Below are 6,197 nucleotides of genomic sequence, written 5' to 3'. Positions count from 1 at the left end.
GTTTATCGCTCTTATCTGCTTTTTTACTGACGCTTGCTGAACTTATTCCATCATTTTTATAACGATAAGCCACTAAACCTTGATAAATCGCTTTTGCTAATTGGCGGCGATAGTTTGCACTAGCAAGCTTTGCTTCCTCTGTTGAGTTAGATAAAAAACCGGTTTCAACCAATACAGAAGGAATATCAGGCGAACGCAACACACTTAAACTTGCGTGTTGTGGGCTAGACTTAGCCAATGATGTCATTCCAGCCATTTTGCTTAGAATACTTTTCCCTAACTCATAACCCGTACGCTGAGAATGTGAAAATTGTAAATCTAATACGGTTTGGTTTAAATAACGCTCTTTATTACTGGCAAGCACCGCTCCAGCACCACCCAGCAATTCCGATTGTTTTTCGTGATCTTCTAGCCATTTCCCCATTTCATCACTGGCACGGCTGTTTGACAATACCCAAACAGACGCCCCTTTTAAGGAATCCCCTCTTGGAGAGGAATCTGCGTGAATAGAAACTAATAGATCGGCACGATGTTTACGGGCAATTTCCGTCCGTTCCGGAAGTTGGATAAAATAATCACCATTACGTGTCATCACCGCTTTAAAGTTTGGGTCAGCATCTAATAAAGCTTTTAGCTCTTTGGAAATAGCAAGCGTAACATTTTTTTCTAAAATGCCTAGGTTTTTGCCGATAGCTCCTGGATCTTTTCCGCCGTGTCCGGCATCAATAGCCACAATGGTTTTAGCAAAACTCGAAAAACTTAACAAACTCAATGCACTAAAAACAATATATTGGATAACCTTCTTCATCACCTTCCCTACAAGCGGTCTATTTTTGATTAAAATTTACTAAAATATCTGTTGCCGGTTGATTTTGCGGAACAACCGTAATTTGTCGTCCTTCATTCATATAATCAATTTGAATGACAAAATCAGCTTCCGGAATCATTCCCTTGCCTTTGCTTGCCCATTCCAACAAACACAATGTTTGTGGTTTGAAATAATCACGAATACCCATAAATTCTAGTTCTTCAGGGTCAGCTAAGCGATATAAGTCAAAATGGTAAATATTCAAAGGGTCGAGATGATACTCTTCAACTAATGTATAAGTGGGGCTTTTCACATTACCTTGATGCCCAAATGCTCTTACAATACTACGAGTTAGGGTCGTTTTGCCTGCCCCTAACTCGCCGTTTAGGTAAATAACCAGAGAGCGGTTGCTGTCTTGCAACAAATAGTTTTTTAGCCCCAATGCGAATGATTGACCAAATTCAAGTAATTTAGTTTCATCTTCGCAGTAAAAAGAGAATAAATCAGCCATTATTTTTCGTCTAAATTAATAAAATGTTCCCGATAAAATTTCAACTCATTGATAGATTCACGAATATCGTCCAATGCCAAATGAGTATTCCCTTTACTGAATTTATCCAATATTTCCGGTTTCCAGCGTCTTGCTAATTCTTTTAAGGTACTCACATCTAAATGACGATAGTGGAAATAATCCGCTAAATCAGGCATATATTTATAAAGGAAACGTTTATCCTGTGCAATACTGTTGCCACAAATTGGCGAACTTCCTTTTGGCACCCAACGCTTTAAGAAATCAATAGTTTGTAATTCTGCCGCACGCTCAGTGAGTTTACTCGCTTTCACTCGCTCAATTAAGCCGTTTGCCGTATGGGTTTTCACACACCAATCACTCATTTTTCCTAATAATTCATCAGATTGATGAACCGCCAAAACTGGACCTTCCGCTAAAATATTCAGATCTTTATCGGTTACGATAGTTGCAATTTCGATAATGCGTTCTTTTTCCGGATCTAAGCCTGTCATTTCAAGGTCGATCCAAATTAGATTTTGTGCGTCTTGGCTCATTTTATTTCCTTTTTATTACTCAATTATTTTGCAAATTTTAGGGCATTTTTGACCGCTTGTGGTACGAATTGGCTCACATCGCCATTGTGGCGGTAAATCTCTCTCACCATTGTAGAAGAAAGATAACGCCACTCCACTGAAGGCGGAAAGAAGATCGTTTCTAAATCGCCCGATAATTTGTGATTTAGTTGAGCAAGTTGAATTTCATAGTCAATATCGTCTGCACCACGAATGCCACGAATAAGCACCTTCGCATTCTGCTCTTTAGCAAAATCCGCCAGTAAACCACTAAAACCAATCACTTCAATATTATCAAGCTCTGCACAACTTTTTTTCACTAATTCAACACGCTCTTCTAGCTCGAAAAGCGGTTGCTTACTTGGATTTTTAGCCACCGCCACAATCACTTTTCCAAAGAGCATTGAAGCCTTACGAATAATATCTAAATGCCCGTTGGTAATAGGGTCAAAAGTCCCTGCATAAATTACGTTATAGTTCATTTTATTTCTCTATTCTATTATATAGGGAGCAAGCAAATCTAAATGGCGTTTTAATGCTCCTTGATTTTCTTGTAAGACACTAAAACCTGAAGCGGCTATATCTTGTCCTATTTGTGGTTGAGTTAATAATAATTCGATACTTTCAGCTAAGGCTTTAGCAGAACTTTCAACCTCAATCACACCTTTAACTTCTCTCAGTTTTTTAAATACTTCCGGAAAATTGTAGGTAAATAACCCTGAAATAACCGGTATGTTAAAAGCGATTGGCTCAAGAGGATTATGTCCGCCGTGTTTAACTAAACTACCACCCACAAAAGCAATATCAGAAAGCCCGTATAGTAACATCATTTCGCCCATTGTATCGCCTAGTAACACCTTCGTTTCTTGATTTAATGCCTTATGTTCTGAGCGTTTTATATAATCTAAGCCTGATTTTTTAACCAAAAGCTCGACTAACTTAAAACGCTCCGGATGTCTCGGCACTAAAATCAGCACTAAATCAGGATACTTATTCAATAAAATTTGATGGGCTTCTAAAATCAATTTTTCTTCACCTTCGTGCGTGCTGCCTGCAATCCAAATTGGTCTTGCCTGCAAATTCAGAGCTGACTTTGTTTCTAGCACGCTTTGGTGTAGCTCCGGCGTAATTTCCAAATCAAATTTAAGGTTGCCCGTATTTACCATTTTGGCAGGATTATAGCCTAGTGCTAAATAACGATCTTTACTCACTTCATCTTGTGCCAAAATGAGCGAAATTTGATTGAGCATATCCTTCATACTGCCTTTGATCCAACCATAACGTTTGGCTGAACGAGGTGAAAGCCTGGCATTCGCAATGACAAACGGAATATTTCGCATCTCCACTTTACGGATTAAATTTGGCCAAATCTCCGTTTCGATCACAATAATCAATTTAGGATCAACAAAATTCAGAAAACGCTCTATAGCGTCAGGTAGATCATAAGGTAAATAAAAATGCGAGACAGAATCACCAAAAGCTGACATTACACGATCCGATCCTGTCGGTGTAACCGTTGTAACAATAAGCGGTAAATCAGGATACTGTTTTCCAATCGCTTTGATTAGCGGTGTTGCTGCAATCACTTCACCTACAGAGGCTGCGTGAATAACCACACCTTTAGCTTTTGGTTTTTCGGCTTCGTCATATACGCCATAACGTTCCCATAAACGTTTGCGGTAGGCAGGCTGCTTACGCCCTTTGTACCACATTAGAAAAAGTACAACGGGTTGTAATAAATAACTTAGACAAATATAGAGTAAACGGAGCATTTATTTTCCTTACAAGCGGTCTTTTTTTCTAATTTTTTACCAATCAGTCTTATTATACCTAAAAATAAACCACGAAATAGTTTGGATTTCGTGGTTTACATTATTTTAAACGAAATTAAGCTTGATGCGGATTGCGAGTATTTGCATTTACTAAGTTACGCATTAAAAGGGCAAAATCCAACTCAATGTCTTGTGGCACATCTAAAAAAACAAAGTGTCCGTCCCCTAAGGCGGCTTCTACGCTTTCGTTTTTGCGGTTTAGCATACGTTCAATTTTGAACACGATGTTGCCTTTTGGCGTCATCATTTCTACCGAATCGCCGACTAAGAATTTATTTTTAACGGCAACTTCCGCCATTCCTTGCTCATTGCGTTTACCGGTAAATTCCCCCACAAACTGTTGGCGTTCGGAAATCGAATAGCCGTATTCATAATTTTGATATTCATCGTGCGTGTGGCGGCGTAAAAAGCCTTCTGTATAACCACGGTGAGCCAAACTTTCTAAGGTATCCAATAACGATTCATCAAACGGCTTACCGGCTGCGGCATCATCAATCGCTTTACGATAAACTTGGGCGGTTCTCGCACAGTAATAGAAGGATTTCGTTCTACCTTCAATTTTCAGGGAATGTACACCCATTTGGGTTAAACGTTCCACGTGTTGCACCGCTCGCAAATCTTTCGAGTTCATAAAATAAGTGCCGTGTTCATCTTCAAAAGCAGTCATTTGCTCGTCAGGACGTTGTGATTCGGTGTAAAGGAACACTTTATCGGTTGCCTCACCGCTACCTAAAGTTGGGGCAACATTTTTAATCTCAATTTCAGGCTCGTATTTCGGTACAATTTGACCGACTTCATCGACTTTGCCCTCTTCCATTTTGTATTCCCAACGGCAAGCATTGGTGCAAGTACCTTGGTTTGGATCTCGTTTATTGATGTAACCTGAAAGCAAGCAACGACCTGAATACGCCATACACAAAGCACCGTGAACAAAGATCTCAAGTTCCATATCCGGCACTTGTTGGCGGATTTCTTCAATTTCTTCAAGCGATAATTCACGAGATAAGATCACGCGAGTTAAGCCCATTTGATGCCAAAACTTCACCGTCGCCCAGTTCACTGCGTTTGCTTGAACAGAAAGGTGAATATCCATTTCAGGGAAATTCTCACGCACCAGCATAATCAAACCCGGATCTGACATAATCAGTGCGTCCGGTTTCATATCCACAACCACTTTTAAATCTTTAATGAAGGTTTTAAGTTTTGAGTTGTGCGGTGCGATATTCACCACCACATAGAATTTTTTGCCGAGAGCGTGGGCTTCATCAATCGCAATTTTTAAATTTTCGTGGTTGAATTCATTGTTACGCACACGCAAGCTATAGCGTGGCTGTCCGGCGTAAATCGCATCTGCCCCGTAGGCAAAAGCATAACGCATATTTTTTAAAGAACCTGCAGGCGAAAGCAACTCAGGTTTGGCGTATTTTAAAGTCATAAGTAATCTCTTTTCTGATAACAAGTCAGGGCTTTCCATCAAAGGAAAGCGTAAGCGGTCTATTTTCCAAGAAATCTTGCATATTGGCAAGTTAATCTATTACAATCTGCTTTTTTATGTGGGGAAACTATGAAACTTAAACTACTTTTAGCAACAACATTATTCGCCTTTTCAGCATTAAGTAATGCACAAAGCATCAAAATGGAAATGATGCAGATGAATATGAACGCCAACAAATTAGTTAGGGCTAATTCGGCAGAAGAATTTCAACAAGCTGCGAAAAATTTTGTTGAAATTACCGAGAAAACCAAAGCTATTTTTCCAAATGGTGTAGAGGGCGATAAAGCTGCTGAAGAAGATTACCAAGCGGGCATTCAGAAATTAATTGATGTCGTAAAAGAAGCCGATAAAAAAGCTCAAGCCGGCGATTTGCAAGAAGCCAAAATTATGATTTCAGAGCTTGAAGTTCTTAAACGTGAATATCACAAAAAATATAAATAATCGCAAAATAAAGGGTAAGTTAAAACTTACCCTTTATTATTTATTCAAATTCCAACTCAACTGAATTTTCACCCAGTAACTCTTTTAGTTCCGAGAACATCTGCTCGTTCGGCATTACTCGCCATTCCACGCCACCTTTTAGTAACACACGCCCTTCCGGACTTTGATAATAGAAGTGTAGTGGCAATGTACCTTCCTTGTGAGGTGCAATGATAGCGGTCATTTTTTTAATAAAATTTGCAGAAAGCTGTTCTTTGTTGATTGCCAATGCCAAGCTTTTTGCAAATCGGCTACGTGCTTCATCAAGAGAAAGCACCTCTCTTGCAGACATTTTTAATCCGCCACTGAAATCATCAAACTGCACCGAACCTGTTGCCACAATGATTTGATCTTGTTGCATTAAATGCCCAAAATTTTCTAATGCTTCGGAGAAAAGAGTGATATCGAGTTTACCCGAACGGTCTTCAATAGTCGCAATGCCGATACGGCTTCCCCGTTTCGTTACGGCTACTCGTGATGCCATCACAATCCCCGAAAC

Annotated in this window: 8 protein-coding genes; 1 reads left to right on the top strand and 7 read right to left on the bottom strand. The window is 39.5% G+C overall.

What is annotated here, in order from left to right; all coding sequences use genetic code 11:
- The 6 genes from ACJHV0_RS06235 to trhP form a co-directional block, all read right to left on the bottom strand.
- Positions 1-808: N-acetylmuramoyl-L-alanine amidase (locus ACJHV0_RS06235; RefSeq protein WP_483133684.1), on the bottom strand; the 808-nt coding region annotated here is incomplete at its 3' end.
- Between the two features lie 19 nt (positions 809-827).
- Positions 828-1,319: a tRNA (adenosine(37)-N6)-threonylcarbamoyltransferase complex ATPase subunit type 1 TsaE gene (tsaE, locus tag ACJHV0_RS06230; protein ID WP_483133683.1), complete on the bottom strand. Its 492-nt coding sequence runs from the start codon at positions 1,317-1,319 to the stop codon at positions 828-830.
- Entirely contained in the window at positions 1,319-1,873 is a 555-nt protein-coding gene (gene orn / locus ACJHV0_RS06225) for an oligoribonuclease (protein ID WP_025235619.1), read from the bottom strand. Before orn ends, tsaE begins: the two co-directional genes overlap by 1 nt.
- Before the next feature lie 23 nt (positions 1,874-1,896).
- Positions 1,897-2,373 carry a pantetheine-phosphate adenylyltransferase gene (gene coaD, locus ACJHV0_RS06220; RefSeq protein ID WP_483133682.1) on the bottom strand — a complete coding sequence of 159 codons (477 nt, stop codon included), beginning with the start codon at positions 2,371-2,373 and terminating at the stop codon, positions 1,897-1,899.
- 9 nt (positions 2,374-2,382) lie between these two features.
- Positions 2,383-3,663 (bottom strand): lipid IV(A) 3-deoxy-D-manno-octulosonic acid transferase, encoded by a 1,281-nt coding sequence (waaA, locus tag ACJHV0_RS06215; RefSeq protein WP_283385591.1) that lies wholly within the window; start codon positions 3,661-3,663, stop codon positions 2,383-2,385.
- 115 nt (positions 3,664-3,778) lie between these two features.
- Positions 3,779-5,158 carry a prephenate-dependent tRNA uridine(34) hydroxylase TrhP gene (trhP, locus tag ACJHV0_RS06210; protein ID WP_483133681.1) on the bottom strand — a complete coding sequence of 460 codons (1,380 nt, stop codon included), beginning with the start codon at positions 5,156-5,158 and terminating at the stop codon, positions 3,779-3,781.
- A gap of 129 nt (positions 5,159-5,287) precedes the next feature.
- Here trhP and ACJHV0_RS06205 point away from each other — a divergent pair, with 129 nt between their 5' ends.
- A complete protein-coding gene (locus ACJHV0_RS06205; RefSeq protein ID WP_483133680.1) occupies positions 5,288-5,659 on the top strand; it encodes a cytochrome b562 in 372 nt (123 codons plus the stop codon).
- Positions 5,660-5,699: 40 nt separating this feature from the next.
- On the opposite strand, the gene ACJHV0_RS06200 is transcribed toward ACJHV0_RS06205, so the two are convergent.
- A partial coding sequence (locus ACJHV0_RS06200; protein WP_483133679.1) for an OB-fold nucleic acid binding domain-containing protein occupies positions 5,700-6,197 on the bottom strand: 498 nt, incomplete at its 5' end.

The organism is Mannheimia sp. (genome assembly GCF_056854775.1).
This window is presented reverse-complemented; position numbering and strand designations above follow the sequence as displayed.

Bases quoted from the DNA above. Each gene is read 5' to 3' on its own strand.
- trhP (WP_483133681.1), bottom strand. From the start codon at position 5,158: ATGACTTTAAAATACGCCAAACCTGAGTTGCTTTCGCCTGCAGGTTCT.
- tsaE (WP_483133683.1), bottom strand. From the start codon at position 1,319: ATGGCTGATTTATTCTCTTTTTACTGCGAAGATGAAACTAAATTACTT.
- ACJHV0_RS06205 (WP_483133680.1), top strand. From the start codon at position 5,288: ATGAAACTTAAACTACTTTTAGCAACAACATTATTCGCCTTTTCAGCA.
- waaA (WP_283385591.1), bottom strand. From the start codon at position 3,663: ATGCTCCGTTTACTCTATATTTGTCTAAGTTATTTATTACAACCCGTT.
- coaD (WP_483133682.1), bottom strand. From the start codon at position 2,373: ATGAACTATAACGTAATTTATGCAGGGACTTTTGACCCTATTACCAAC.
- orn (WP_025235619.1), bottom strand. From the start codon at position 1,873: ATGAGCCAAGACGCACAAAATCTAATTTGGATCGACCTTGAAATGACA.